At 40.0% G+C, this 26,719-nt stretch carries 22 protein-coding genes and 1 pseudogene; 5 read left to right on the top strand and 18 right to left on the bottom strand.

The features are described 5' to 3' along the window. The first annotated feature begins 45 nt into the window (after positions 1-45). The 4 genes and pseudogenes from odhB to J7E81_RS01780 form a co-directional block, all read left to right on the top strand. Positions 46-1,290: a 2-oxoglutarate dehydrogenase complex dihydrolipoyllysine-residue succinyltransferase gene (gene odhB / locus J7E81_RS01795; RefSeq protein ID WP_215040393.1), complete on the top strand. Its 1,245-nt coding sequence runs from the start codon at positions 46-48 to the stop codon at positions 1,288-1,290. Between the two features lie 20 nt (positions 1,291-1,310). Next, positions 1,311-1,817, top strand: a complete 507-nt coding sequence (locus J7E81_RS01790) for an acyl-CoA thioesterase (RefSeq protein ID WP_215040391.1) — start codon at positions 1,311-1,313, stop codon at positions 1,815-1,817. 472 nt (positions 1,818-2,289) lie between these two features. After that, entirely contained in the window at positions 2,290-2,559 is a 270-nt protein-coding gene (locus J7E81_RS01785; RefSeq protein WP_215040389.1) for an aspartyl-phosphate phosphatase Spo0E family protein, read from the top strand. 10 nt (positions 2,560-2,569) lie between these two features. Beyond that, positions 2,570-2,899: pseudogene (locus J7E81_RS01780) on the top strand (family 4 glycosyl hydrolase); the annotation flags it as partial. Positions 2,900-3,154: 255 nt separating this feature from the next. Here J7E81_RS01780 and J7E81_RS01775 read toward each other — a convergent pair. The 6 genes from J7E81_RS01775 to J7E81_RS01750 all read right to left on the bottom strand — a co-directional run bounded on the left by J7E81_RS01775 (position 3,155) and on the right by J7E81_RS01750 (position 9,158). Then, positions 3,155-3,598, bottom strand: a complete 444-nt coding sequence (locus J7E81_RS01775; RefSeq protein ID WP_215040388.1) for a PNPOx family protein — start codon at positions 3,596-3,598, stop codon at positions 3,155-3,157. 22 nt (positions 3,599-3,620) lie between these two features. Beyond that, the gene (locus J7E81_RS01770) at positions 3,621-4,799 is read right to left on the bottom strand and encodes an acyl-CoA dehydrogenase family protein (RefSeq protein ID WP_215040387.1); all 1,179 of its coding nucleotides are present in this window, start codon (positions 4,797-4,799) and stop codon (positions 3,621-3,623) included. Between the two features lie 19 nt (positions 4,800-4,818). Further along, positions 4,819-5,778 carry a VOC family protein gene (locus J7E81_RS01765; RefSeq protein ID WP_251028394.1) on the bottom strand — a complete coding sequence of 320 codons (960 nt, stop codon included), beginning with the start codon at positions 5,776-5,778 and terminating at the stop codon, positions 4,819-4,821. Continuing rightward, positions 5,775-6,713 carry a fumarylacetoacetate hydrolase family protein gene (locus tag J7E81_RS01760; RefSeq protein WP_215040386.1) on the bottom strand — a complete coding sequence of 313 codons (939 nt, stop codon included), beginning with the start codon at positions 6,711-6,713 and terminating at the stop codon, positions 5,775-5,777. The genes J7E81_RS01765 and J7E81_RS01760 overlap by 4 nt, the downstream gene beginning before the upstream one ends. 442 nt (positions 6,714-7,155) lie before the next feature. Then, positions 7,156-8,103 (bottom strand): alpha/beta hydrolase, encoded by a 948-nt coding sequence (locus J7E81_RS01755; RefSeq protein ID WP_215040385.1) that lies wholly within the window; start codon positions 8,101-8,103, stop codon positions 7,156-7,158. Further along, complete coding sequence (locus tag J7E81_RS01750; protein ID WP_215040383.1) at positions 8,103-9,158, bottom strand: quercetin 2,3-dioxygenase; 1,056 nt, start codon at positions 9,156-9,158, stop codon at positions 8,103-8,105. The genes J7E81_RS01755 and J7E81_RS01750 overlap by 1 nt, the downstream gene beginning before the upstream one ends. Before the next feature lie 237 nt (positions 9,159-9,395). Between J7E81_RS01750 and J7E81_RS01745 the strand changes: the two genes are divergently transcribed. After that, positions 9,396-10,313, top strand: coding sequence for a LysR family transcriptional regulator (locus tag J7E81_RS01745; protein WP_215040382.1), 918 nt, complete (start codon positions 9,396-9,398; stop codon positions 10,311-10,313). A 247-nt stretch (positions 10,314-10,560) separates the two neighbouring features. Here J7E81_RS01745 and J7E81_RS01740 read toward each other — a convergent pair whose 3' ends face one another. The 12 genes from J7E81_RS01740 to J7E81_RS01685 form a co-directional block, all read right to left on the bottom strand. Further along, positions 10,561-12,630 (bottom strand): bifunctional aldolase/short-chain dehydrogenase, encoded by a 2,070-nt coding sequence (locus J7E81_RS01740; protein ID WP_215040381.1) that lies wholly within the window; start codon positions 12,628-12,630, stop codon positions 10,561-10,563. A gap of 120 nt (positions 12,631-12,750) precedes the next feature. Beyond that, positions 12,751-13,713 (bottom strand): Gfo/Idh/MocA family protein, encoded by a 963-nt coding sequence (locus tag J7E81_RS01735; protein ID WP_251028393.1) that lies wholly within the window; start codon positions 13,711-13,713, stop codon positions 12,751-12,753. 121 nt (positions 13,714-13,834) lie between these two features. Next, positions 13,835-14,554: a LutC/YkgG family protein gene (locus J7E81_RS01730; RefSeq protein ID WP_251028392.1), complete on the bottom strand. Its 720-nt coding sequence runs from the start codon at positions 14,552-14,554 to the stop codon at positions 13,835-13,837. Between the two features lie 2 nt (positions 14,555-14,556). Continuing rightward, positions 14,557-15,981 carry a LutB/LldF family L-lactate oxidation iron-sulfur protein gene (locus J7E81_RS01725; protein ID WP_215040380.1) on the bottom strand — a complete coding sequence of 475 codons (1,425 nt, stop codon included), beginning with the start codon at positions 15,979-15,981 and terminating at the stop codon, positions 14,557-14,559. 49 nt (positions 15,982-16,030) lie between these two features. Continuing rightward, positions 16,031-16,747, bottom strand: coding sequence for a (Fe-S)-binding protein (locus J7E81_RS01720; protein WP_215040379.1), 717 nt, complete (start codon positions 16,745-16,747; stop codon positions 16,031-16,033). A 317-nt stretch (positions 16,748-17,064) separates the two neighbouring features. Beyond that, positions 17,065-17,856, bottom strand: coding sequence for an alpha/beta hydrolase (locus tag J7E81_RS01715; RefSeq protein WP_215040378.1), 792 nt, complete (start codon positions 17,854-17,856; stop codon positions 17,065-17,067). Positions 17,857-17,933: 77 nt separating this feature from the next. Continuing rightward, the gene (locus J7E81_RS01710; protein WP_285291980.1) at positions 17,934-21,170 is read right to left on the bottom strand and encodes a rhamnogalacturonan lyase family protein; all 3,237 of its coding nucleotides are present in this window, start codon (positions 21,168-21,170) and stop codon (positions 17,934-17,936) included. A gap of 127 nt (positions 21,171-21,297) precedes the next feature. After that, on the bottom strand, positions 21,298-21,942 hold the full coding sequence (locus J7E81_RS01705; RefSeq protein WP_215040377.1) for a YesL family protein: 645 nt from the start codon (positions 21,940-21,942) through the stop codon (positions 21,298-21,300). A gap of 73 nt (positions 21,943-22,015) precedes the next feature. Continuing rightward, positions 22,016-22,855 (bottom strand): carbohydrate ABC transporter permease, encoded by an 840-nt coding sequence (locus J7E81_RS01700; protein ID WP_215040374.1) that lies wholly within the window; start codon positions 22,853-22,855, stop codon positions 22,016-22,018. A gap of 3 nt (positions 22,856-22,858) precedes the next feature. Continuing rightward, positions 22,859-23,743 carry a carbohydrate ABC transporter permease gene (locus J7E81_RS01695; protein WP_235744273.1) on the bottom strand — a complete coding sequence of 295 codons (885 nt, stop codon included), beginning with the start codon at positions 23,741-23,743 and terminating at the stop codon, positions 22,859-22,861. Between the two features lie 161 nt (positions 23,744-23,904). Then, positions 23,905-25,215, bottom strand: coding sequence for an ABC transporter substrate-binding protein (locus J7E81_RS01690; RefSeq protein ID WP_215040370.1), 1,311 nt, complete (start codon positions 25,213-25,215; stop codon positions 23,905-23,907). A gap of 188 nt (positions 25,216-25,403) precedes the next feature. Continuing rightward, positions 25,404-26,696, bottom strand: coding sequence for an ABC transporter substrate-binding protein (locus J7E81_RS01685; RefSeq protein ID WP_215040368.1), 1,293 nt, complete (start codon positions 26,694-26,696; stop codon positions 25,404-25,406). Between the last annotated feature and the right edge of the window lie 23 nt (positions 26,697-26,719).

Raw genomic sequence — 26,719 nt, 5'->3', positions numbered from 1 at the left:
ACCAAGATAAAAATATTACTTAATATACTTAGGAGGATATGAAACTTGATGAAAATTAAAGTACCAGAGTTGGCAGAATCCATTTCAGAAGGAACGATCTCACAATGGCTTATTAAAATTGGTGACAAAGTTACAAAAGGAGATAGTGTAGTAGAACTGGAAACAGATAAAGTCAATATTGAATTAAATACTGAATACTCGGGTGTAGTTACTAAAGTATTAAAAGAAACAGGCGATACGGTAGAGGTAGGTGATGTCATTGCCATTATTGAGGAGAGCACAGCTGAGGGATCCGTTGCGCCAACAACGGATCCGGAACACCCGGTAGAAGAAACCTTAAACCAACAAAGCATCCCGTCAGAGCAAGAAGTTCCGAAAGCCAACCGTCCGATTGCTTCTCCAGCTGCAAGAAAATGGGCAAGAGAACTGGGAATTGATTTAAACCGGGTAAACAGCAGCGACCCACTAGGCAGAATTATGTCAAATGATGTCAAAGCCTATTCACCTGCACCTCCGGTAGAAGAAGAACCAAAATTGGAAAAGGCAAGCCCAAAACGAATGGAACAACAAAAAGATGTGGAGTTTGATAAACCTGTAGAACGTGTAAAAATGTCCCGCAGACGTCAAACCATCGCTAAACGCCTCGTAGAGGTCCAACAAACAGCAGCAATGTTAACCACATTTAACGAAGTTGACATGTCAGCCATTATGGAGTTACGCAATAAGCGGAAGGATTCCTTTTTTGATAAACATGGTGTTCGTCTTGGATTTATGTCGTTTTTTACAAAAGCGGTAGTTTCATCCTTAAAGCAATTCCCTCTTTTAAATGCCGAAATTCAAGGAGATGATTTGCTGATTAAGAAGTTTTACGATATCGGAATTGCGGTTGCAGCTCCAGAAGGTTTGGTCGTTCCAGTTGTACGCAATGCGAACCAGAAAAATTTTGCTGAGATCGAACAAGAAATCAGTAATCTTGGTAAAAAGGCTCGTGATAATGCCCTCACTTTGAATGATTTGCAAGGTGGAACCTTTACGATTACAAATGGTGGAGTTTTTGGATCTTTAATGTCTACGCCGATTTTGAATAGTCCGCAAGTAGGCATTCTCGGTATGCATAAGATCCAAACAAGGCCAGTAGCAATTGATAGTGAACGAATGGCAAACCGTCCGATGATGTATATCGCACTGTCTTACGATCATCGAATTGTGGATGGGAAAGAAGCCGTTAGCTTCCTGGCTATGGTAAAAGAATTGTTGGAAGATCCAGAAACCTTATTATTAGAAAGCTAAAACTTTAGGGAGATCTATCAATGGAGGCTAAATATTGTAAAGAATCAAGAGTGATACGAACAAGTCGTGTATTCCCAAACGATGTGAATAATCATAATACATTATTTGGCGGCCGGTTAATGAGTGATATAGACCAAGTCGCCTCTATTTCCGCAGCGCGCCATAGTCGAAGCGAATGTGTAACTGCTTCAACGGATTCCGTCGATTTTTTACATCCAGTACGCCCTACCGATTCTGTCTGTTTTGAATCTTATGTGACATGGAAAGGCACATCATCAATGGAAGTATTTGTGAAAATTATCGCGGAAGATTTAAAAAGCGGTAAGCGTAAAATCGCGGCGACTGCCCTCTTAACATTTGTCGCACTTGATGAGCATAAGCGCCCAACATGGGTTCCGGATGTCATCCCAGAAACAGAAGAAGAGAAAAAATTACATGAAACCGCCCCCGAGCGGGCAAGAATGCGTAAAGAAAGAAAACAAAAAAGTAAAGAATTAGCTGCATTTTTAACAATGGATCAGCCCTAGGATCGACACATCTCATGATTGATATGATTGGGGTTCAGAAATCTATAATTTTAAAATTTTGATGGCAATAAAAAAAGTAGATTCCATTTATGAGGAAAATTTATATTTGCTTTTAACTTTATATTTATTATTTTGTGAAACAAGGAAATTTGCCTTTAATTGGAGGAAATTTTTATGTGGGTTATCACTCTTTATTCAAATTTAAATATAACCATGTATGAATATAACACAGAAAAAGAAGCAAAAGAAGCTTTCAAAGACCTAGAAGGATACAAGATTCTTTCATACATTGTTTACTTTAATGATTTTGTTTAGCATTAGGCGCTGTTCCTATCTTTCCATGATAACTAAAAGTAAAATTCACAAGGTTATGTATTCTTTTCTTTTAAACTATTTCTTTTATCAAATAGTGGTTAGTTATTAAGGATATAGATTAAAAAAATTTGATGACTATAGAAAGGAGATGAAGCTCATGATTCTAAAGAATGCCATAGAATTAAGTAAGCGTATCAATTCATACCGCCAGAGTTTGGTTGAATTGAAAAGGAATAAGGGACCCTCTGATCCTGATGTCCTAAAACTCAGCAAACAATTAGATCGGGACATTGTCATGTTACACATAATCATGTGTGAACTTCGCTCCTTAAAACAGGGATATCTCTATGATAGGTATCCAAACTTAGATGAGCCCGTATGCACTATTCATGATCGTATAACCAAAAAAGATTTTATTCAACTTTAACAACATCAAACTTATTGGTGCTGCAGGTGCAAGGCCAATTGCTTTTGGATCTCTGCCACCATCCGAAAGAGGCTGGCTTCAAGTAATGAAGAATATGGAACTATGTGTAGAGGAGGCAGCCATAACCGGTGATTACGGATTAGCGTTGCAAGCATTTACGATAAATCCGCTCATTCCTAGTGGTGAAACGGCAAAGCGTGTTCTAGATGAGCTTTTAATTGCACATAAAGAATATCTTCCACAATTTGCTAAAAAAATTGAAGAATTAGTTGCAGCAGGTATTACTGTAAAAGACGATATAGCTAGAAACTTATCTAAAGAAGAAGTACTTAATGTTTAATTAAAAGTGGTAGCTTGCTTTTACGAATTGCTGATACAAGCAGACTGGGAAAAATCCCACGTTAATGTGAATGATATTTTCTGCCAACTGATGATACGCGTAACTTTTTAAAAGAAAACTGTTTTAACAAGAAAATATATTCATTTTATAAAAAAACAGCAAACAGAAATAAAATTCTGTCTGCTGTTTCATTCTTTAAACTATTTGTTTCTCTAATTTATTTTTCCACAACGTGCTGGTATCCATAATTTCCCTCTACCTAAGAAGTTCGTAAACTTCTATATCTAACTTCTTAGCAAGTTCCGGGTTATACGTTTTTTCGTATTCGGGTTCAACGGTCACCTTACCACCGTAAAACATCACATTTTCCACTTCTTCTACATCAATGGTAACCACACAAAACTTCATTGTCTTCTCGATTACTTCAGAAACAGCAGCCTTTCCACGGACAGAATAACAGCTTCCTTCCCCAATCATTCCAACGATTACAGTAGGATTGCTTTGGATATTAGTAATACTGGATGCTTTATTACCAAGGGCTAACTTTATCTGTGTACCATCTGGATTCGCATTTACCCAAGAAACCACACTCAATTGCGGTAGTTTTGTTTCCGCATCGACGGTGATCAAGGAAACCATCTTTTCTCCCTGTAAAGAAGATGCGAGCGCTGGGCTCAGACGATCTAGAGTTTTAGTCATTATGTTTCTCTCCTTCTCTCTATTAATATTCCACTTTTACTGGAAGACCGAGCTCAAGCTTTCCGAAGAGTTCTCCGACCCAGTCAAAATTGAAAGCGGTATGCTGTGCGCCAGCATGAATATCACGCCAAAACTGTTGTAGAGGATGCCTCTCACTAGAAGCAGCCGCACCGCTACTAGTATATATGGTCTCCATTGCCTCTGTACACATTTCTGCACAATAGGCATAATTACAGCGCAAACGTACACGCTCTGGATAATCAAGTACCCGGCCAGACTCAACTAATTCCAAAGATTTATGGAGAAGTGCGTCGATCGCTTCGATTTTCGCTGCTACTTTTGCCAGGCGAATCTGTTGATGAGTTAAGTTCGCGACTGCCACGCCGCCCCTTGATTTATTTTTCCCAATGACCTGGTCACGCCAAATTGCATATGCACCTTTCGTTGCTCCAAGAATAACGGATAAAAGTGTAACTGGCATAACAGCCGACAATTGGATACGGTAAAGTGGTGCAGTATTCAGGTCCATCCCAGGAGAGATCCCTTGTAAATTCCAAGGCTCTAATTCCATTGTTCGGTAGTCCGGAACGAAAACATCCGTTAGCTGCAATAAATTACTGCCTGTTCCTTTCATCCCAATGACGTGCCAAACATCAATCACTTTTAAGTCACTTTTTGGCACGAGGAAGTATAAAGCTTTGGTTTCATCTTCCGAAACTGGAGCTGGAGCACTAATCATTACCCAATCACAGTGATTGATCCCTGATGAGAATCCCCATTTACCGCTTAGCTTATATCCTCCATCCACACGGGAGATGGATGAATCAGGACTAGGATTAATCGATGTAGCAAGACAAGCATCTGGATTATCCCCCCAAACATCTGACTGAGCTTGATTTGGAAAAAAAGCCAGCATCCAATTATGCAAGAGAAGCAGTGAATAGCACCAGCCTGTAGAAGCATCTCCTTTAGAGACCTCAATCGCTGTATCAGCTAACGTCTTCCAATTTAGTTCATGCCCGCCCCAGCGGCTTGGCACTAAGGATCGAACTAAGCCTGATGAAATAATTTTCTGGATGGTTTCAGCTGGCTGATGTCTTAATTCTTCTCCAAGGTTTGGCTGGGATTGTAAAGTAACAGCCAACTCTTTTGCACGGTCAATCGCTTCTTCATAAGAAAACTTCTTTAACACTTCATTCATGTGCTCAACCTCCTCTGGTTTATTTGTCTAAGTTTGGTGTTCCGTATGTGTGAAATGTAGATGGAAGCGGTGTTCCCCACGCTAACCCTTTTTTCCGTTCCTCCGGTGTCCAGGTAACTGTTTCCCAATCTGGTGTATAGATGAGAAAACCTCCTGAGCACACCTCAATCCGATTTCCTCCCGGCTCATAGACGTAAACAAACATCGTTTGACCGGCCACATGTTTATTAGGCGGTGCTTCAATGAATATCCCATTATCTAAAAATACATCTGCGGCGCGGAGCACCATTTCTGCACTTTCCACTTTAAATGCGGCATGATGAAAACGTCCTTGGGCACCTGATGTATCGAGAGAAATAGCTAGGTCATAGGATTTATTGGTGACGTGGAGCCATGCCGTCGTTTGGTTGCCTTCATCGGTTATTGCTTGTTCACTCAGCCTGAAACCAAGCTGATTTCGGAAGAATGTGCTATCTGCATCAACATCTGAGCTGAACAAATTAATATGGTCCAGTTGTGTTACACTTGCGCCTCTTGCTGAAAATTTTTGAGGTTGGTTTTTTAAGCCCGGTTTTAAATGTTGCGGTGTCACATATTTATCTGCTTCATAAAATACTTCCAATACGTGCCCATCTACATCGTTAAATTGGTAGGAACGGCCATGCCCGTAATCTCCATCTGTCCATCCTATTCCATGTCCGCTTTTCTCCAAATCAATCACACGCCGCTCAAGTGCCTGCTCCGAATAGGTCCGTAACCCCACATGACCTAAACCTGCCTGAGCTGCTTCCGTCAGCTTCAAGCTGTATAACTGCTGATCCCCCCAGCCGCGGAGAAAGACTGATTTCCCTTCACGGTGGACTACTTCCATTCCAAGTAAATCGCAAAAAAATTCAAGACTCTCGGTTGGTTTAGGAGTTAATAGTTCAATATGAGCCAAGTGAGCTACATCTCGTATTGGTTCAAGATTCATAGTCATTCTTTATTCACCTCCACGATTGTTGTCTCGATTGCGCCAATCCCTGCAATTTCAACTTTTGCTATGTCACCATCCTGTAAGAACTTGTTTTGTGCTTCACCGACGCCACCAGGTGTACCGGTAAGGACAATGTCCCCTGGCTCCAACGTTACGATGCCTGATAAAAATTCAACTAGATGATTTACATTGAACAAAAGCTGCTCAGTATTAGATTGTTGTCTTAATTCATCGTTAACGGTTAACGAAATGTCGAGACTGTGTGGATTTGGAATTTCATCCTTTGTTACTAAAACAGGGCCGAGTGGAAGACTCTTATCCAATGTCTTGCCTTGCAGCCATTGAATCGTCCGTTTTTGCATGTCACGTGCTGTAATATCGTTAGCAACAGTGTAACCAAACACATAGTCCAATGCATTTTCATACGGAATGTCTTTTCCTTCTTTTCCAATGACAAACGCCAATTCTGCCTCATAATCTAGCTTTTTGGTCAAATTTGAATTTAGTGGAAATTTATCATTTGGACCGGCTATTGCTGTAGCAAACTTGGCAAAAATCACTGGGTGAACCGGAAGATCACGTTTCATTTCGAGAATATGATTCTTGTAATTTAGTCCTACACAGATAATTTTATTTGGCTTTAGGACAGGTGCTCCAATTTGCACATTTTCTTTTTTTAAAATAGCAGATGACTGTTCTGCATTCTCAAGGGCAAAGGCAATCGCTTCTTGTGCATTCTTTACGGCGAGGTCACCGTTTGCAATAAATTCTGTTGGATCAGCTGGTAATAAAGCGGTTGCAATTTCATTTACTCTTTGCTGACCATTTTGAGTTAAAAGCTCGATATAGGCTTGCTGCGGGTCTACAATGGTATTTTCGTCGACTAGAATTCCGAGTCGTAACGGTTGATTATTTATGGAATAGGTTAGTAATTTCATGGGATCTCCTCCTCGTTTTTCAAACACAATAATGTGTTTTTCTCTTAAATTAATGATAAGCTACATTAAAAATTTTTTGAAATACACATATTGCATTTGAGTAATCATGATTTTCGATAATTTAGTACTTTTCTTTTCCATAGTTGATTGTTCATAATTTATAAATCACGAACATTGAACATAATTTCCTTACTCGATCCCTTCATGCGAACAAAACCTTATGATTTTCTACTCTGCTCGTCCTCATAGCGCCAGAATTTAGTTAATTTCATAGGAATTCTACAAAGTAAATGCGGAATTCAACGAAATAAACAAGCAATTTTACAAATATTTTATTTATTCTACAAATCCTGGCCTCGATTCTACATTAATTGAAATTATTTTCCATTTCCTTGGTAAAACAAAAAAAATACCCCGTCTAAACGGAGTATCGATTCGACTTTTACCCTTTTTCAATAAGGTGTTTGCGAAAAAATGTTTCTACTAACTCAAATATCCTCTTACTGCCAGTCTCTATCTGCTTAGGTTCTCCTCTTCCAGCCTTGCGAAGGGTAACTTCGAGAGGCTGGTCATCAAGATCATTTTTATTAAAAAATGCATGTCCCAGTTCTTCAATTAAACAGAGTGTTGCCTCATTTCCCTGTTCACTTAACGCTTTATACAGCAGCTCACTTTGGCTAACAGGAACGGCTAAGTCACTCATTCCATGCAAAATAAGAAATGGCGGTGCTTTCTTATCAATATACGTGATTGGATTTGCTTCACGAACAAGGTGAGGAACAATTTCAATGGGTGCTCCAAGCAATTTTGACTCTGGAGAATCCGGGTCAGTATGTCGCTGAACGGAATTTAAACGATTGGATTCCGGATCATCAGAAGGTGTAAACTCTGAATGCACATCCAACTGCAAGAAATCAATCGGACCATACCCATCAACAACAGCTTGAACCTCACTCGAAAATTCTTGATTTCCCAACTCTAAACCTTCAAGTCTACCAAAACCTGTCGTACCGGCCAACGCTGCCAGATGTCCTCCTGCTGAAGAGCCCCAAAGACCAATATTTCCACTATCAAGCCCATATTCTTTTGCAGCCGAACGAAGCCAGCGGATGGCCGCCTTTACATCATGAATCTGTGCAGGAAACGTTGCTTCACTGCTTAATCGATACTCAATGCTGGCCATGGCAAAACCCCGTTCTGCAAATCTTACACGGAAATCCGGTCCAAGCTTTCGGTCACCAATTCGCCAGCCGCCGCCATGTAGCCAGACAATGACAGGCACAGGCCCTTCTGTACCAATAGGCAAATAAAGATCCAATAGTAAGGGTTTCCCATTTGGAGCAGCAAATTCAAGATCTGGTATCACCTTTACTTCAAAACGTTCACTCATTATCCATGAACCTCTTCAACTTCAGTTGGCGGAGCACCTGGCGGCTTTCCTAATAATTTTAAATCAAGCTCACTGATTCGTTGAATCACTCGGTCAAATCGATATGGAGCAGGTTCACTTGGGAAGATTGAATGTTCGTAAGGATCTCCAAGAATGCGGAAGAAATCTTCAAATTCCCCTGGAGTCAATAATCCAAAGAACTTTGTATAATGAGCGTCACAGCGGAAGCGATGTGGTGTATTTGCCGGCACATAGGCAAAATCACCTGGTGATAAATGCAACTCTTCACCATCCACCCAGAGAGTCATTTCTCCTTGTAAACACATAAAGGTCTCATTCGTTAATTCATGCGCATGTTCACCAATAGCTTGTCCTTTAGGTCCTTCAGAAATAAGTACAAGAAACTTGCTGTCTGTTGCTGCTTTAGTCGTTAGGAGTGTATGAACCGTATCGCCGCTAAGAAGATGGACCCCTTCACCTGATTCAAGTACATAAGGTTGAACTTCTTGCGGAATGGCATTGCCTCTAATCATTTGAGATAATCCTTCTGTTGGATGACTAGTTACGAATTTAATATCTAGGCCAGCGGGATGTTGGTTTAAAATATCAAAGTTTAAGAGGTTCGTAGAAACAGGAGGGCGTTCAAACTTAGAAAATGGCTCTCCAATAATCGAATATATTTTTGCAACGTGACCATTCACAGTAAATGAATAAAAACGTGTTCGATGACTTTGCATCCGGTAAGCATGAACAGTTCCTGCTGGAATACTTACATAGTCCCCTGCCGTTAATAAATACAATTGTCCATCCAATTCGACTTCTAATCTTCCGTCGAGCACAATGATGCCCTCGTGAGCTTGTTCATGAACATGTGCTGGGAAACTATCACCTTTTCCTCCCCATAATTGAACGATCTCCATCATATCACCGGTGCTTTCAGTTGTAGCAACCAGGGAGGCAACTTGGGTACCGAAAAGATATCGTTCTCCCTCGCCATTTTTAATAAAATATGGTTTCTTCTCGGTAGGTAATTTGCCAACGACATTTAGAACCATCATCCCCACTCCTTATCTAAAATTCCATTTTAAATTAAGCGCTTCCAAATTAACCATAATACGAATGAAGAAAAATTGGAAATATAGGTATTCGATTTCTGTAATCACGTTTTTGCATTAATGTTTTTTGAGTATGTAATCTTTAAAGGTTGTTTAATATAGAATACTCCCACAATTTCGACTACTTTCTGCTTCTTATGATAAAATAATGATAACTAAATAACAAGTGAGGATCCTATGGATATTCGACAATTGCGCTATTTTATAACTGTAGCTGAGCATTTAAATTTTACAAAAGCAGCCAATCAACTCTATGTCGCTCAATCTGCGATCAGCCATCAAATTGCCGACTTGGAAGAACAAGTGGGTGTTAAACTTTTTATACGAAATAAACGCTCCGTCCAGCTTACACCTGCAGGGGCTGTCTTTTTAAAAGAGGCAATGGAGATTGTAGAAAAAACATCTGGGGCGATTGAAAAAGCTAAACAAACGGATGCAGGTGTGATTGGGAATCTGTCGATTGGCTTTTTGAGTGTCCATGTACGTAGTTTTTTGCCAGGAGTCATTAAGCGGTTCCGTGAGCTTTATCCAAAGGTAGAACTTCATTTAAACCATTTTCCTAGTAAAATGTTAAAGGAAGCGTTAGAAGAAGGAGAAATAGACATTGCTCTTACCCAGCCGACTGGACTACATAGAATTGAAGAAATTGAGATTCGAACGGTAGCAAAAGAACGATATTGTATTGTTATGAATGAAAATCACCCTCTTGCTAGTCGCAAAACAATCAAGCTTGTTGATCTGGAAACAGAGCCATTCATTATCCATAACCGTCATGATTCACCAATAGGTTCCTATGATTTTATCGTCCATTTATGTGAACAAAATGGGCTGACTCCAAGAATTGTGAGTCAACCCCGATTTGTTGATACGGTTCCAGTACTGGTTGAATCTGAAATAGGTATCTCTATCCTGCCAAAAAGCTTTGAGGCGGTATCAAGCCCATCGCTTCGGTTTATCGAAATTGATGGCATGGAGGGGCATGATTTTGAACTGGTTATGGCTTGGAAGAAAAACAATTTGAATCCGTCCATCTCCATGTTTTTGGATGTGTTGGCTGAAAGTAATTCGAAAACAATGAATTTTAAAAAATGCTAGTAGGTAAAATGTCCAATAGATTGAACTCTATTGGACAAATCCCCTATCACAAACAGCAAATCTGTCCTTTAGAAGCTCTCTATTGGACAGTTTGCTTGGGTTTTACCGAATTTTTGTCCAATAGAACAATTCTATTGGACAAATCCAGCCACTATAGGAAAAATTTGTCCTTTAGACTGTTCTCTTTATACCTTGCTTTTCAAAGCCATAAAAAAAGCCTGTCAATGACAGACTTTTTTTACTCTTATTATCTTGTAAACGCAGCAGGAACCCCGCCATCAACTGTCAGCATACAGCCAGTTGTTCGATCTGATTTTGATGAAGCAAAGAATGCAATCGATTCTGCAATATCACTAGGATAAATGTTTACTAGTAACGTAGTACGTTTACGATAGTGCTCTTCTAATTGATCTGGTTCAATGCCGTATGCTGCGGCACGCTCTTCACGCCATCTTGAACCCCAAATTGCTGAACCTTGAAGAACGGCATCTGGAAGGACAGAGTTAACGCGAATGCCATATTCGCCGCCTTCTGCTGCAATACATCTTGCCAAGTGAGTTTCAAGCGCTTTAACAGAGCTATATGCAGCCGCATTTTTACCAGCGTAAACCGAGTTTTTAGAACCGATAAATACCATGTTACCGCCAATAGCTTGATCTTTCATTTGCTTGAATGCTTCGCGGGCAACTAAGAAGTAGCCTGTTCCTAACACATTCATGTTTAAATTCCACTCTTTAAGTGTTGTTTCCTCAAATGGACTTGATGTAGCAAGACCTGCATTGTTAACAATAATGTCGACACCGCCAAATGTTAATGCAGTTTGATCAAATGCAGCTTGAACCTGTTCTTCACTTGTAACATCCATTTTTACAGCAAGCGCACGATCTCCACCAAATTGTTCATTAATTTCAGCCGCTACTTTTTCAGCACCTTCAAGGTTTAAGTCAGCTAGTACAACGGCAGCTCCTTCTGATACAAGACGGCGTGCTGTTGCACTTCCAATTCCGCCAGCTCCCCCAGTAATGAATGCTACTTTTCTAGAGAATTCTGCTTCAGCTGGAGCAAGGGATAATTTATATAATTCTAATGGCCAGTATTCAACATTGTAAGACTCGTTTGCACTTAGAGAAACAAAGTTTCCTAATGTTGTAGCGCCCTTCATAACAGCGATCGCGCGATGGTATAATGCGCCGCTGATTCTTGAATTTTTAACGTCCTTACAAGTGTTCACCATACCAACACCTGGAATTAAAATAACACGTGGTGCAGGTTCAAACATTTTGTCGCCTTCGTTTTTATTTTGCTCAAAATATTCCTGGTAAGATTGCTTAAAGCTAGCTACTCCTTCTTTCACGCTGGCAACCAAAGCTTCCACATCTTTGGATTGTGGATCCCAGTTCACATAAAGTGGAATCATTTTTGTATGAACAAGATGGTCTGGACATGCAGCGCCAATTTGTGAAAGTTCTGGAGCGTTGTGGCTGTTCACAAATTGCAGTACATCCTCACCACGGTCGAAAGTTAAAAGCATTTTCTTCTCATCACTTACTGCACCGCGGATAACTGGCATTACTTTAGCTAGAATACTAGTTGCTTCTTCATCAGTAAGAGATTGATATTTTTGACCGCCAAATGCAGATGCTTCTTCAATTCTTTCATTAATATAAGCTTCTGCTTCATTAATAATTTCAATCGTTTTTGCATAAGCCTCTTCAGAAGTTTCTCCCCATGTTACCAGACCGTGTTTTTCCATTAAGACTAGTTCTGCATTAGGGTTATTTAATACTCCCTGCGCGATCATTTTTGAAAGAGTGAATCCTGGGCGGATATATGGAACCCAAACAAAACGATTTCCAAAAATTTCTTCAGCTAATTGCTTGCCATTGTCCGCACAGCAAAGGCTGATGATTGCATCTGGATGTGTATGGTCTACATGTTTGAAAGGCAAGAAAGCATGTAATAATGTTTCAATTGATGCTCTTGGGTGCTTGCTGTCGATCATACAATGTGAAAGATAAGCAACCATTTCTTCATCTGGCATTTCGTCGCGTTCGAATAATGGACGAATGTCTTCTAGATTAAGACCAGTAAAATTACTAGCTTTCATTGTTGCTAAATCGGAACCGCTTCCTTTTACCCACATCACTTCCACATCACGGCCGCGGAAGTCCTTTTCAATTGTCTTCATGGAAGTGTTACCACCGCCATAGTTACATACCGCACGATCAGACCCAATTAAATTGGAACGGTAAACTAATTCCTCTACCCCTTTTGTTACCTGTGAAGCTGTTTCTTGATTCCAAAGATTCTGTACCATCCGAAATCCTCCGTTTGTTTTGTTTTTATGTTTGTTATCTTCTGTTTTTATTATAATATATGTTTGTTTATTTTTGAATAAAAAGTTCAAAAATCTTTCATTTTTTTTGTTTTATTGGATTTACCCCAAATATATTGGCTGGCCGCTGATGGCAGATTGATTAGCAGCAATTGTTACACGATGCGTTTTTAAAGCGTCTTGATAGGTTGATAATATTTTAGATGAATCTCCAGTTTGGACAGCATTAAGGAAAATCTTATTCTCTGCAAGATAAGGATTTGTTTCTTCCTTGTATTCCTCTACTTGATTACCGCTTACCACTCGTAATAAATCATTACTCAGTTCAATAATCCCTTCATCTGAATAGATTTCAAGACCAACCTTACTTGAGTTTTTTAGAATGCAGGTATTGGATATCGTGGCAATCATGCCATTTTTAAGTTTCATCGTCACACTTCCTACATCGGGTACTGTCGTTCCTTCAACCTTTGACCGCATTATCTGGTTATTAAAGGCTGCATATACCTCATTAACATCACCAAATAAGTAACGTAGTAGATCCACAATATGTGTAGTCTGTTCGACAAATTGCCCACCTGATTTATTTACATCTCTCCACCAGGGAACCATTGGCATCGAACCCATCCAATAACCCAATGCCATTCCAACTCGACATTCATTCAGTAATGATAAAACTCTATTAGTCGTATCCTTATACCGCCAATGGTAGCCTACAGAAGTAATAAGACCCTTTTCCTCTATTCTTCTAGCAAGATCATTTGGTTCTTCATTATTCCCAAGCGGCTTTTCCACAAAAAATGGGATGTTTCGATCAATTAAGGCAGCTTCAATTTCTCCATGTGCATGGGGTGGTACACAAATATAGACTGCATCTAATTTCTGCTTATCCAACATCTCTTCTACATTTGAATAGCCAGTGGCATTTGACCAATTCCTTGCCTCTTTTTCCGCTTTTTCCAAACTAGTCCCGCAAAATGCTGTAATGTCTACTCCTTCTATTTCTTTTAAAATACTTGCATGTGTTCTTGTAAACCATCCGGTTCCAACAAAACCTATCTTCATGGAAATTCCTCCTTTAGCAATCAAACGCTTTCATTATTTTAAAAAATAACGGCCTTTCTCATATATTAAAAAGCTGTTCTAAAAGATCAATCTGATCATTAGAACAGCTAATCTATACATTTTAAAGATCGTTAATGACGATATAAGTCGCTTTTACCGGTCCGTGTACACCGACAACTAGATTTAATTCAATATCGGCTGAATTACTTGGTCCTGTAATAAAATTAATGCAGGATGCAACATGGCCTGTTTTTTGGTGGATTTCTCTCATTTTTTGAGCGGCTTGTGTCATTCTAGGAACAATTGAACTCTTTGGAATTAGAGCAATATAGGTAGCAGGTAAAAAGCTGACCGTACGTCCTTTATTCTCATCACTGAATAAAACCACAGTTCCCGATTCAGCCAGGGTGATTTCACTAATGGTTATTCCAACATTAGCCTGCTCTGCTTTGGAGATGTTTTCTTCGCCTTTTGTATGATCCCATTCGTACACATCGATATTTTGATTTGGCCATTCTTGTTTCATTAAAGGATCGAGTCCCCATTGGGAAAAGCGCTCATCCTTCCATGTTACAATTGGACCGCCGCCGTAATTTGTGACGACTTCATTTAGGGTTGATGACAGCTCGCTAAGATCCGTCGTATAAATAGTTGTATGAGTCTTTTTACAATGTTCTTTTAATACATCTAACAACTCATCTTGATTAGCACCTTTTAATACCTCATCCTGAGGGCGGAATTTCCAGTTTGGCCTTTCCACTGGATTAGAGATACGCGGGCGCCCAAGTCTAGTGGAAATTTGATTAAGAAAGGCTTCACGATTTTGTATAGTTCCTGCCATGATCACTTGCCCCCTTGTTCTCTGTTTTTAAACCAATCTCTGAATCTCTCTTTATTTGGGGCTGGGAACTCACGGATATCAGTCCAGGCTTTTAATGGTCCTGGTCCTTTAGAAATTTTATCTCCCACTGTAAAAGGATTCATCGCCGTTGGAGCGATTTTTGAACCAATTTTATAGAGGGTTGGTGATGCTGCGCCTAGTCCAAATGCCTTCATGGCTAATTTTTCTGAGATTGGTGCTTTTCCTTCTTTTTCTACGATTACTTCTCGATGCTTATGAAGAAGATTGTGCAACGGAATCTTCACCGGGCAAACTTCTGTACAGGCTCCGCAAAGTGTCGATGCATACGGAAGCTCTTTGTAATCATCATAGCCGCCCAGTAAAGGTGACAAGACAGCACCAATTGGTCCTGCATAAATCGATCCATACGAATGGCCCCCAACATGACGGTAAACCGGACAAACATTGACACATGCTGCACAGCGGATACATTGGAGAACGGATTGAAATTCTCCGCCAAGGATATTGGACCTGCCATTATCGACGATAACTAAGTGGAATTCTTCAGGACCATCTACGTCCAATTCTTCTCTAGGTCCAGTCAAAACAGTGATATAACTGGTTAGCTTCTGTCCGACCGCACTTCTTGTTAATAGAGAGACGAGCACTTCCATCTCTTCAAAAGTTGGAACAATTCGCTCCATTCCCATTACGGTGATTTGTGTTTTCGGTAAGGCGGTAACTAAATCAGCATTCCCTTCATTCGTAACCAAACTGAAAGACCCTGTCTCAGCAACTGCAAAGTTACAGCCGGTAATCCCGATATCTGCCGTTAGATATTCCTGACGGAGTGTTTCCCTTGCATGCCAAGCTAGTTCTTCTGGTTTGGAGGTCTTTGTATAGCCAAGCTTTTCCGTGAATACATCGCGAATCTGTTCTTTATTTTTGTGTAACGCTGGTACCACTATATGTGACGGCGGATCATGGTCATCAACCTGAAGGATGTATTCTCCAAGATCGGTTTCAATAACCTGGCACCCTTCTTGTTCCAACATGGCGTTTAAACTGATTTCCTCGGTCACCATCGACTTCGATTTAACAATTTTTCGGGCGTTTTTTTGCTGAACGACGCCCCTAATATAGTCATTGGCCTCTTCTTTTGTTTGGGCAAAAAAGACATGCCCGCCCCTTTTGGCCACATTTTCACTTAATTGTTCTAAATAATAATCCAAATGTTCTAAGACATGCTGGCGGATTTCTTCCCCATGTGAACGCCAGTCTTCCCAATTTCCAAGCTCTTCAGCGGCAACACGCCTCTTTATACCCATTCCGTCTTGAGCGCCAGCTACGGCCCCGCGCATAAAGGAATCGTGAATTCCTTTATCAACGCGTTCCTTAAATTGCTGGTCGCTGATCTTCATTGCCATCTATTTTTTCCCCCATTCCAAGCAATCTCGTATTGGTCGCCAAAATCTATTAGCGGCTATTTAATACTTCGGCAATATGAAGAACCTTGATCGGTTTACCTTTGCGATCAATCCTGCCGCCGATATTCATCAAACAGCCTGCATCCGCACCAATTAAATAATCGGCCTCTGTTTCTTCCACATGGCAAACCTTTTCATCGACCATCTGTTCAGAAATTTGTGTCATTTTAACAGAGAAGGTTCCCCCGAATCCGCAGCATTGTTCTTTTCCTGGCAGTTCAGTAAATTCTAATCCTTTGACATTATTTAAGAGAATCATGGGTGCTCTTTTAACACCTAGTAATCTCGTCATATGACAAGAGGTATGATAGGTGGCTGTCCCCTCAAATTTTGCCCCTACATCTTCAACCTTTAATACATCGACAATGAATTGAGTGAGTTCAAATGTTTTCGCTGCCAGTTTTTTGGCCTTTGGTTCCCATACTGGATCTCCTTTAAATACATGTTGATATTCGTGGAACATAAAGGCACATGATCCTGATGGACACACCACATATTCAGCATTCTGAAAGGTATCAATCATCCGCTTCATTGCTTCTTTTGATTCTTTTGTGTAACCGCTGTTATATGCCGGCTGGCCGCAGCATACTTGTGACTCTGGAAACTCAATCTCACAACCGAGTCTTTCTAGTAATTCAACGGTTGCTTTTCCGACATTACTTTGGAACATATCTACAAGGCAGGTTGCAAATAAGCTGACCTTCATGAATCTTCATCCCCTTTAAATGAAGCTAAAAATCTTAAATACCTCAATTAGATTTTTATTTATTTTTGTTTTTATTATATTACATGTTTGTTTACTTTTGAATAGTAATCTTTTAATAAAAAAATAAATCGACAGGTGCCCGAGAGCAACTATCGATTTTTAATTTTTTACTTTATCGGCACTTTTCGAGCAGTTATCGGCACTTTTTGGGGATTTATCGGCACTTTTTATCAACTTATCGACACTTTTCCAGCAGTTATCGGCACTTTCCATAAAACCACTGACTTCTCAAAAAAAGCAACCCTACAAACAGCAAGCTAAAAATTCTGTTTCCTTAACCATTTTTCACATAGTCTCGTCCACTCGCTTGCCTCAGAATGTTCCTCCGCCAAACCTAATCCGTGCCTGCCGCTCTCAAAGACATGTAAATCAAATGGAACCTTATGGCGGCCTAACCCCGCTGCAAACAGTAAACTATTCTCAACTGGTACAGAAGCATCATCGGCTGTATGCCATAAAAAGGCCGGTGGTGTTTCCCCTGTAATTTGTTTTTCATTCGATAAAAGTTCCACTAGCTCAGCGTCAGGAAATTCTCCCAATAAATTTGTTCTGCTGCCTACGTGTGCAACTTCCCCCATCGAGATTACAGGATAACAAAGAATCATTAGATCCGGACGGCTGCTATACCGCTCAGCAGGGTCTTCGGCCTCCGGGTTCCCTAGATCATAATGAGTCCCAGCACTGGATGCTAGATGCCCCCCAGCAGAAAATCCAAGGATTCCCACACGGCTCGGATCTAGATTCCAGTCTCCAGCAAGTGATCGAACCATTCGAATGGCCCGTTTTGCATCATTCAACGGAATAGGATGCTTGTAAGGCGCGACCCTATAATTGAGTACAACCGATGAGATTCCGATTGAATTTAACCATTTTGCAACTGGATATGCTTCATGTTCTGCGCGTCTTGCGTATGCACCGCCCGCCGCTACAATAATAACCGGAAAGGGCCCAGTTCCTTCAAGTAAGAAAGGCTGGATGCTTGGCGCATTTTCGTTTGGTCCACTTACTTCTAGATTTATATCATTCCAAAGCGGCAAAATTTCCGTCATTCTTTTATCCTCCACTTTTAATAGAATTCAAATGGGAGAGAAAGCCGATTACACGGCTGTCTCTCCCATTTTTTACATTATTTCAAAGTTAGTTCAGCCTTCGAATTAAAGCTTACCCCATCCTGTAAGAACCCATTAATATGGACCTGAACAGTTCCTGTATAACCTTTTAAAGCTTCCGAAACTTGCTGTCTATCAAATTTAACCATTAATTTATTCGTTTTCTCGCCCTTTTCAGACGGATGTGCTTTTGCAAAAATTGTTTTTCCGTTAACAACCATTTTAACAGTTGCAGAATTAATCTCTGAAACTTTATGTTCTTTATCCAATTCAATAGTGACAGTCAATGGAACATTACCATTAGTCTGTTTTCTATCGATTACATTTGGATTAACATCGGCTGCAGCAGAAATCACCTTATTTAAGTATAAACTTGGAACAGGCGTCGTTGGCATATCATAGCCTAAGAAGAAGCTAGTATGCGGCGGCTGATTATACCCGACGTTTTGCCAAGCAACACCGGCACGGTACACAGGATCGTGCATCAATGTGCGAATACGCTTCTCTGTCATATCTGTAGTGGTATAGATTCGTAATGCACTGCTATCTTCCGTTCTCCAAATGACTTCTTCTCTCCAGTCACCAAATAGATCGGCTTGTAAGCTCGGGTTACCTTTCGTACCATTATTAGAGAAAGTTCCATCTGCAGTTAAGATATTTACTAGTTTTTTATTCTCGTAGTCCCACTTACCAATTGTTCCTACCCCGACTTGATCGGCATCATTAAAATTGCCATGGTCTAGTATTTCACGCTGCAGGTCACCGTCCCACCAAATGGCAAAGTTGGCACCAGGGATGTCCGACGAAATTTTTTCTCCTTGAGCCGTAAACATATCTCCGGTAGGGTCATTCCATGCCCCCTTAACCGCCCACGACTCTTCTCCCGGATATCTAGGATCGATATCCGCCGATAATCCTCTTCCGGTATCTCTTCCGGTAAATTGACCCCAAATGGCCTCACCAGTTTCGACGTCTCTAAATTCAATCCCATACTTTGAGTTTTTATCCTCATGAACAGCGAACATCTCTAAACCAGGTCGGGTTGGATCTAGATCACCGACATGCTGGGCATCTCCATGACCTAAACCGGTTGTATAGAGACCCGTTCCATTATCATCGATGACCGCTGCACCATAGACGACTTCATCCTTACCATCCTGATCTACATCAGCAACACTTAGGTTATGGTACCCTTGTCCGGCGTACCCTCCATTGCCTTCTTTATTACTATCAAACGTCCACACCTTTGTTAACTTGCCATCACGCCAGTTATATGCAGCTATGACGGCTCTTGTATAATAGCCGCGTGCCATTAGAAGGGTCGGTCTTTCCCCATCCAAATAGGCAATACCCGCAAGGAAGCGGTCTACCCGGTTACCATAGCTGTCTCCCCAATCAGCGACATTGCCTCTTGGCGGATCATAATCAGTCGTTGTCAGCGCTTTCCCTGTTAAGCCATCAAAAATAGTTAAAAATTCTGGTCCGCTTAAAATATAGCCGCTGGAATTACGGTAATCTGCATTGGCATCACCGATAACGTTCCCTTGACCGTCGACGGTTCCATCAGCTGTTTTCATCGCTACTTCCGCTTTACCGTCTCCATCTAAATCATAAACCATCATTTGGGTATAATGGGCCCCGGAACGAATATTTTTGCCTAAATCAATCCGCCACAGTCTTGTCCCATCAAACTTATATGCATCCACATAGGTATTTCCAGTATAGCCTGATTGGGAATTATCCTTGGCATTAGATGGGTACCATTTTATAATAATCTCGTATTGACCATCTCCATCCACATCCCCCACACTTGCATCATTGGCACTATATGTATAGGATTTTCCATCAGAAGTCGTTCCTCCCACTGGTTTTTGTATTGGGAGATCGTAATAATTTTGGCCCCACACAACAGCTGAAGCTTCCGCGAGCGGTTCCTCATTTCCATTAAAAACGGCACGAACATCGTATTGCGAATCTTTTTCCCCATTTTTATCTAAAAAGTTAGTGCTTGATGTAATCGGCTCTTTATTTACCTTTTGTCCGTCCCGGTAAACGTTAAACGCGACTCCTTCAGGATCTGTCCCTAACATACGCCAGCCCACATAAACACCGTTTTCAACTTTTACAGCAACTAAGCCCCGATCAAGCTTTTCCATTTGGCGTTGAACCACCTTTGTTATAGGTGTTTCAATTGTGTTTGAAGGATCAGAAATACCTCCTAGGTTAACAGCTGAGACTCTGTAGTAATAATGTCTTGTTGGTGAAACGGACTGATCATTGAACTCCCCATTTTTGGAAATCCCCACTCTTTCAAATGGCCCTTGTGGAGATTTTGCCCGGTAGACATAATACATCAATGCTTCATCCGAAGTATTCCAATGGAAAGCGAGCGATGTGTCTGTTGCATGGGTGAGTGTTGTACCTGCAGGAGTTTTTGGCACTTCCTTTGTTTCATCTACTAGAGCTGCATTAATTGGATTACTTGCTGCTGATTCAATTCCCTTTTCATTTACTTGAGTAACAGAATATTCGTATTTCAAACCAAGTTGAACCGTTTCATCTTTATATTCTGGGGTGCTTGTGCTTCCTACTTTAATTGACGCTGTTTCTCCTTCGGCTTTTCGATAAACATTGTAACTTTGTGCCCCATTTACCTCAGTCCATTTTAATGAAACAGATGTATCAGGATAAAGATTCTTTTCTGTGAGTGCTAATCCAGTTGGAGCCGCCATTGGGATAATTTCTATCGCATTGACCCGTCCATTCTCTCCAATATCAACGTTTAACTGGCCATCTTTAACCGTCACTATTTTTGACTTTTCTGCAAAGTTGCCTGCACTTGAGGATATCGTACCTAGTGATTGTCCTTCCACGGTAAAACTAGTTTTATTACTAGCTGTTTGATCCCCCGTTATTACATTCACATAATATTCTCCATTTGCAACGTCCACTGAGAAGGTATAATTTGATCCATTAATAAAATCCCTTCGGAGGTCATCAGGTACCCCTCTATCCCTAAAATCTACCGATTTGCTTAATCCAAAACCTCTATCACTGCTATAAAGCATAGTGTTGGTAACTTGGGTATATCCTTGTGCCACTGGGCTTGAACTAGAACCGAAATCAAATTTTAGACTATTTAACTCAGCAGCATGGGTTTGTTTTGTCGGCACTACTCCTGCCCCGGCAAACATTGATAAGACCATGGCAGAACTAACGACAACCGGCAACTTTTTTGAAAACTTTTTAATCATTATTTTCCTCCAATTAAAGAATAGTGAATAATTTCTTTATGAAAGATTCATAGATGTAGTTTTGTCTGTCCTCCTTGTTCGTAAATTTTTATATAAAAAATCGGGCAGCCGTTAAGGTGACCCGATTCTATATACCTTGTTCCTGTAAATACACCTCATGCTTACGCTGAATCTTATTAAACGAGTTACATGCAGGTTTCATGAATAGCATGGCTAATAAATTTCCGCTAAATAGGATACAGATAGGCGGGACATAGGAAAGAACAAAACAAATACCAAAACTTCCTATCAGCATATATAGAGTGGAAAGTGGATTCATAATCATAACAAAAAATGAATTCTTGATTACTTCGGTTAATTTCATCTCATAATGGACAAATATTGGAATGAGATAAAAAAGTGTACATACAAAAATAAAAGTGATGATGAAAAATGGTATATAGAGAAATGCGGCCATATCTTTTCCTGCATTTTGAATGAATAACAGATCTGCATATAACACCAATCCCGCAGCTACAATAAATACACCCAGAAGATTACCTTTTACAAATTCCTTTTTATAAGAAGCCCAGAAGGTTTTAACAATCGAAACCTCATCTTCGCCAAGCATCCATTTTCGTACAACTGCAAACATCGCCACAGTAGAAGGAAAAAAACCGAAAACACCCAGACCAAGAATAGTAGCGCCAATCCATAAAAGATTTAATAACGCTAGTTTCGAGATCCAATCCATCAGTTTATATATACCGCCCAAAATACTTGAAGTTTCCATACGCATCCTCCTTCAGATAGTTAAAAAGTTGATCAAGCCCTGCCACTCCGATAGTAAGGAGTGGCACGAATCATCAACCTTTTAATCCGCTTGTGCTAATTCCTTCTACTACATATCTTTGGAAGATAAAGAAAATGACAAAGACAGGAACCAAGGTCACTACGGACATCGCAAACATGGCACCCCAGTTAGAAACGGTCTCATTACTTAAGAACATATTTAATGCCATTGAAACGGTATATTTTGCCGGGCTATTTAAGTATAATACCGGTCCTAGTAAGGAATCCCAAGTCCAATAGAAGGAGAAAATCGCCGCAGTTGCCAAAGCTGGTTTAATTAATGGCAAAATGATCTTATAGAAAATATTAAAGGTATTACAGCCATCAATGGTTGCCGCTTCATCCAACTCTCTTGGGATTGTGCGGATAAATTGTACTAGTAAGAAAATAAAGAATGGATGGCCAAAGTATGCTGGTATGGCAATTGGTTTAATCGAGTTAAGCCATCCAAGTTTTGAAAAGATGATATATTGTGGAACCATGACAACCTCATAAGGCAGCATCAATGTTACCATCATAAGCCCAAACCAGATGGCTTTACCTTTAAATTCTAATCTAGCAAAGCCAAAGGCAATTAACGACGATGAAATTACTTGGCCAATTAAAGTTACGATAACCAGAACCGCAGTATTCTTTATAAAAACTCCAAAGGAATTGCCGCCAATCCCCTTCCAGCCTTCCGCAAAGTTATCCAAAATAAATGGATCAGGTATGAGTGATTTGGCTGTTACGAAGATGGCATTACTTTCTTTAAACGAACTCATCAGGAGCCAAATAACTGGATAAAGCATTAGAACGGCAAATCCACCTACAAGGATATGATACGTCCACCATTTTACTGATTTTATCCGCATAGGTTATTTCCCTCCTTCTGATTCGTAGTGAACCCAGAATTTTGATGTTGCAAAAATGATGGCCGTTAAAACCCCTACGATAATGAGCATGATCCAAGCCATTGCAGCTGCATAGCCCATATTGAAAAATTCGAAACCTTGTAAGAATAAATAGAGAGAGTATAAAAGTGTTCCATCCAGAGGTCCCCCGGTACCTTTTGAAATGATAAACGCTGGAACAAATGTCATAAAGGCACCAATCGTCTGCATGACTGCATTAAATAAGATGACTGGGCTTAACATTGGAAGGGTAATTTTGATGAATTTATGCCATCCGTTAGCACCGTCCACGCTTGCAGCTTCATAATAGCTTTTTGGAATTCCTTTTAATCCGGCTAAGAAGATTAACATCGAAGAACCAAACTGCCACACTGACAAAAAGATTAACATCCATAACGCAGCTGTCGGGTCACCGAACCATCTGACACTAGGGATACCTAGCAGTTCTAATAAGAGATTAATAATCCCTTTATCTCCAAAGATGTTACGCCACATAATTGCGACAGCCACGCTGCCGCCAATCAATGATGGCAGATAAAATAAGGAACGGTATAAGCCAACGGCCCGAGATGCTGTATTTAAAATCGCTGCTATTAGAAGTGCAAATGCTAGTCTTAGCGGTACACCAGCAAATACATAAATGAGGGTAACTTTTAATGATTGCCAATACCTTGGATCAGCCGTAAACATTTTTTTATAGTTTTCTAAACCAATCCATTGTGGCGCGGAAAATAGATTATATTTGGTAAATGATAAGTATAATGAAACGAGTATAGGTATGAATGTAAAGGCAAGGAATCCAACCACAAAAGGGCTAATAAATAAATAGCCTTTTATATTTTCCTTCATTGCCCGTTTACGTGCAGTCACAGGTGGGATATAAATACTTTCTTGAACGTGTTCCTTCACGACGCGTGTAGCCATTTTGCCATCTCCTTTTCTCCGGACCATCACCCTAAAATTGAAAGGGCGATAGCTGATCCGAGAAAGGACCAGCTATCGGATTAAAATTATTTCTTATTTTGAGCCAAAATGCTTTCAGCTTGTTGTCTAAATTGTTTTGCTGCATCTTCTACTTTTAGGTTTCCATAGCTCATTTGCTCATTCAAGCTGTCAAAAAGCTCGATGACTTCCCCTGCTCCAACTGGATCTGGACCATTAAATGCTGAACTATGTTTTTCAGCCCATTCCACATAAGTAAATACTTGTTGCTGTGCTGGAGAAAGCAGCGGCTTTAAGGCTTCCTTGACTGCTGCAGATCCTGGTACGCCACGATCTCCAAGCGCTAATTTGTTTGCTTCAATATCATTTGTCAGGAAGTTAATAAACTTTGCTGCCTCTGTTTTATGCTCAGAGTTATTCCCAATTGACCAGAACATACTTGGCTTTAAGAATAATCCTTTATCACTATTTGGCCCTGGCATGTTGCTGATATTAAGCGGTCGGTTTGCAACTTGCTGTAAGCCAACAAACTGATTAGACCATTGCCAAATACCGATTGCTTTTTGTTTAACAACTGGATCATCTTCGATTCCTTTTACCTGTGCCATATAGTCTGGAGTTGGAACAGCTTTGTCTTTTACTAAACCAGAAGTCATTTTGAAGAAGTCTACAAACAATTTATCGTCCTTATATCCTAAACCAGTACCATTCTTGCTATAAAGAGACTTTCCTTGTGTTCTTAAATAGTAATTAAAAAATACATCTGCCTTAACACCAGTATCTACAAATAGACCTGCAGCCTTTGCTTTTTTGGCGATTTCTTTATAATCATCCCATGTCCAGTTTTCATCAAGAGATTCTACACCTGCTTTTTTAAGTAATGCGGGGTCATAGTGATAACCAAGAACGTTTACCCCTGCATTGAGTCCATATAATTTGTCACCAAGTTTTCCTCCATCAATAATATTTTGATTGGTATCTTTGGTGTCGATTTGTTTGCCTAAGTATGGAGTTAAATCAGCGATTTGATTGTTTTCTGCATACTGGGAGAAATAAGAAAGGTCCATTTGAATAATATCTGGTAATTGGTTGGCAGCTGCTTGTGGTGCAAGCTTTTTCCAATAATCATCCCAGCTGGCATATTCTGCTTCAATCTTCACATTAGGGTTTTGCTTCTCATACATATCAATGATTTTTAATGTGTAATCATGTCTTGGCTGTGACCCCCACCAAGCAATACGAAGTGTAACCTTTTCATCTTTACTTGCAGCTTTTTCTTTCCCATCAGATTCGCTCTTGCTTGTTGTACTGCTTCCGCTACATGCTGCTAATGAGAATAATAGAATAAGTGAAAACAGCAGAATCATGAACTTTTTCATTAATTGAATCCCCCTTGGTCCTTTTTGTAAGTGTTTACATTAGTAATTATACCTTCACTGTTAGAATTGTCTGAATATAAATAACCGAGCAGTTTGTTTAAAAATCAGACATTTATTTTGGAATGATATAAAAAAAGACATCATCGTGTTTTTTTCAAAACAAGATGATGTCTCTTTCTAAAAATAACTTATTTATTTTTCTGTAGAATTTCATCGGCCTCTTTTCTAAATTTCTGCGCCCCTTGTAGGGGAGTAATTTTTTTAAAAAGGATTTGCTCAGATATATCCTGTAACAAATTGACTACTTCAATCCCTCCTAGTGGATCTGCTTTCTCAACATGATTGCTAGTTTTTTCAACATGGAATACGTAGTCAAAAGCTTTTTTCTCTTCAGTTGATAGACCATTTTTTACGGCCACGCTTACTTTAGATGAAACCGGTACACCTCTTTCTCCTTTTATTAGCTGGTTAGCTTCGATATTATTAACAAAAAAGTTAATAAATCTTGCAGCTTCCCCCTGATGTTTGGAACTTTTGGTTATGGAAAAGAGCATACTTGGTCTTACAGACATACTATCTTGTTGATTTGGCCCTGGAGGAGCCATAATCTCAAGCGGCCGCCCAGCTGATTTAGAAAAACCATAATATTGATTTGAATAGGCCCAAGTCATCGGAGATTGTTTGTTTACAAGAAGTTCGTCCTCTATCCCTTTAATTTGTTCCGTCACATCTACTCTTGGAAATGCGTCCTTATCTAATAATCTTAATTGCCTATTAAAATAATCAACAAATAATTGGTCATCATCATATCCTAAGGCTGTCCCTTCTTGATTGTATAAATTTTTTCCATTCGTTCGTAGAAAGTATGGGAAAAATACCTCGGGCGGTTTCATCCCATTGGTTCCATATATATTTTTTTGCCGATGGACCTCCAGTGCTATTTTTTCAAAATCAACCCATGTCCAATTCTGTTTAGGAGGCTGATTTGTGGTGGAGACTACTAAGTTGGTATCCATGATAACAGCCGGAGCATTTAATCCTAAGGGAAAACCATATAACTGGGCCCCCACTCTCCCTCCTGATAGGACCTTTTCATCAATGTATTTGGTATTAATGGTGTTATTTTCGATGTAGGGCGTTAAATCTACTAGTAAATTGTTCTTGCTATAAGCTTTTAAATAGAGAAGATCCATTTGAATAATGTCTGGCAACTGGTTTGCAGCTGCCATAGGAGCTAATCGCTTCCAATAATCGTCCCAATTGGAAAATTCAAATTCAATATGAATGTCTGGGTTCTTTTCTTCAAACAATTTTATAACCTTCAGTGTATAATCGTGTCTAGGCTGTTCTCCCCACCAGGCAATTCTCAGTGTGATTTTCTCTTCACTATTCTTGGAAGAAATGGCACTGCTGCTTTTTGAACAACCGGTGAAGGCTAACATTACTACCAGGGGTAAAATGGAGATTAATAGTTTTTTCATCAGTTTATTCCCCTTTTGTCTCA

The sequence above is a fragment of the Bacillus sp. ISL-18 genome (genome assembly GCF_018613415.1).
Taxonomy (GTDB): Bacteria; Bacillota; Bacilli; order Bacillales; family Cytobacillaceae; genus Neobacillus.
Note: the sequence above shows the minus strand (reverse complement) of the source record. Positions and strands in the feature narration are given on the sequence as shown.

What these genes read in the sequence shown, in the direction of transcription:
- J7E81_RS01755 (WP_215040385.1), bottom strand. Translation starts at nt 8,103, where the DNA reads ATGAGTGAACGTTTTGAAGTAAAGGTGATACCAGATCTTGAATTTGCT.
- J7E81_RS01770 (WP_215040387.1), bottom strand. Translation starts at nt 4,799, where the DNA reads ATGAATGAAGTGTTAAAGAAGTTTTCTTATGAAGAAGCGATTGACCGT.
- J7E81_RS01750 (WP_215040383.1), bottom strand. Translation starts at nt 9,158, where the DNA reads ATGGTTCTAAATGTCGTTGGCAAATTACCTACCGAGAAGAAACCATAT.
- J7E81_RS01735 (WP_251028393.1), bottom strand. Translation starts at nt 13,713, where the DNA reads ATGAAGATAGGTTTTGTTGGAACCGGATGGTTTACAAGAACACATGCA.
- J7E81_RS01725 (WP_215040380.1), bottom strand. Translation starts at nt 15,981, where the DNA reads ATGGCAATGAAGATCAGCGACCAGCAATTTAAGGAACGCGTTGATAAA.
- J7E81_RS01730 (WP_251028392.1), bottom strand. Translation starts at nt 14,554, where the DNA reads ATGGCAGGAACTATACAAAATCGTGAAGCCTTTCTTAATCAAATTTCC.
- J7E81_RS01765 (WP_251028394.1), bottom strand. Translation starts at nt 5,778, where the DNA reads ATGACTATGAATCTTGAACCAATACGAGATGTAGCTCACTTGGCTCAT.
- J7E81_RS01760 (WP_215040386.1), bottom strand. Translation starts at nt 6,713, where the DNA reads ATGAAATTACTAACCTATTCCATAAATAATCAACCGTTACGACTCGGA.
- J7E81_RS01695 (WP_235744273.1), bottom strand. Translation starts at nt 23,743, where the DNA reads ATGAAGGAAAATATAAAAGGCTATTTATTTATTAGCCCTTTTGTGGTT.
- J7E81_RS01775 (WP_215040388.1), bottom strand. Translation starts at nt 3,598, where the DNA reads ATGACTAAAACTCTAGATCGTCTGAGCCCAGCGCTCGCATCTTCTTTA.
- J7E81_RS01690 (WP_215040370.1), bottom strand. Translation starts at nt 25,215, where the DNA reads ATGAAAAAGTTCATGATTCTGCTGTTTTCACTTATTCTATTATTCTCA.
- J7E81_RS01785 (WP_215040389.1), top strand. Translation starts at nt 2,290, where the DNA reads ATGATTCTAAAGAATGCCATAGAATTAAGTAAGCGTATCAATTCATAC.
- J7E81_RS01700 (WP_215040374.1), bottom strand. Translation starts at nt 22,855, where the DNA reads ATGCGGATAAAATCAGTAAAATGGTGGACGTATCATATCCTTGTAGGT.
- J7E81_RS01715 (WP_215040378.1), bottom strand. Translation starts at nt 17,856, where the DNA reads ATGACGGAAATTTTGCCGCTTTGGAATGATATAAATCTAGAAGTAAGT.
- J7E81_RS01745 (WP_215040382.1), top strand. Translation starts at nt 9,396, where the DNA reads ATGGATATTCGACAATTGCGCTATTTTATAACTGTAGCTGAGCATTTA.
- J7E81_RS01705 (WP_215040377.1), bottom strand. Translation starts at nt 21,942, where the DNA reads ATGGAAACTTCAAGTATTTTGGGCGGTATATATAAACTGATGGATTGG.
- J7E81_RS01720 (WP_215040379.1), bottom strand. Translation starts at nt 16,747, where the DNA reads ATGAAGGTCAGCTTATTTGCAACCTGCCTTGTAGATATGTTCCAAAGT.
- J7E81_RS01740 (WP_215040381.1), bottom strand. Translation starts at nt 12,630, where the DNA reads ATGGTACAGAATCTTTGGAATCAAGAAACAGCTTCACAGGTAACAAAA.
- J7E81_RS01710 (WP_285291980.1), bottom strand. Translation starts at nt 21,170, where the DNA reads ATGATTAAAAAGTTTTCAAAAAAGTTGCCGGTTGTCGTTAGTTCTGCC.
- J7E81_RS01685 (WP_215040368.1), bottom strand. Translation starts at nt 26,696, where the DNA reads ATGAAAAAACTATTAATCTCCATTTTACCCCTGGTAGTAATGTTAGCC.
- J7E81_RS01790 (WP_215040391.1), top strand. Translation starts at nt 1,311, where the DNA reads ATGGAGGCTAAATATTGTAAAGAATCAAGAGTGATACGAACAAGTCGT.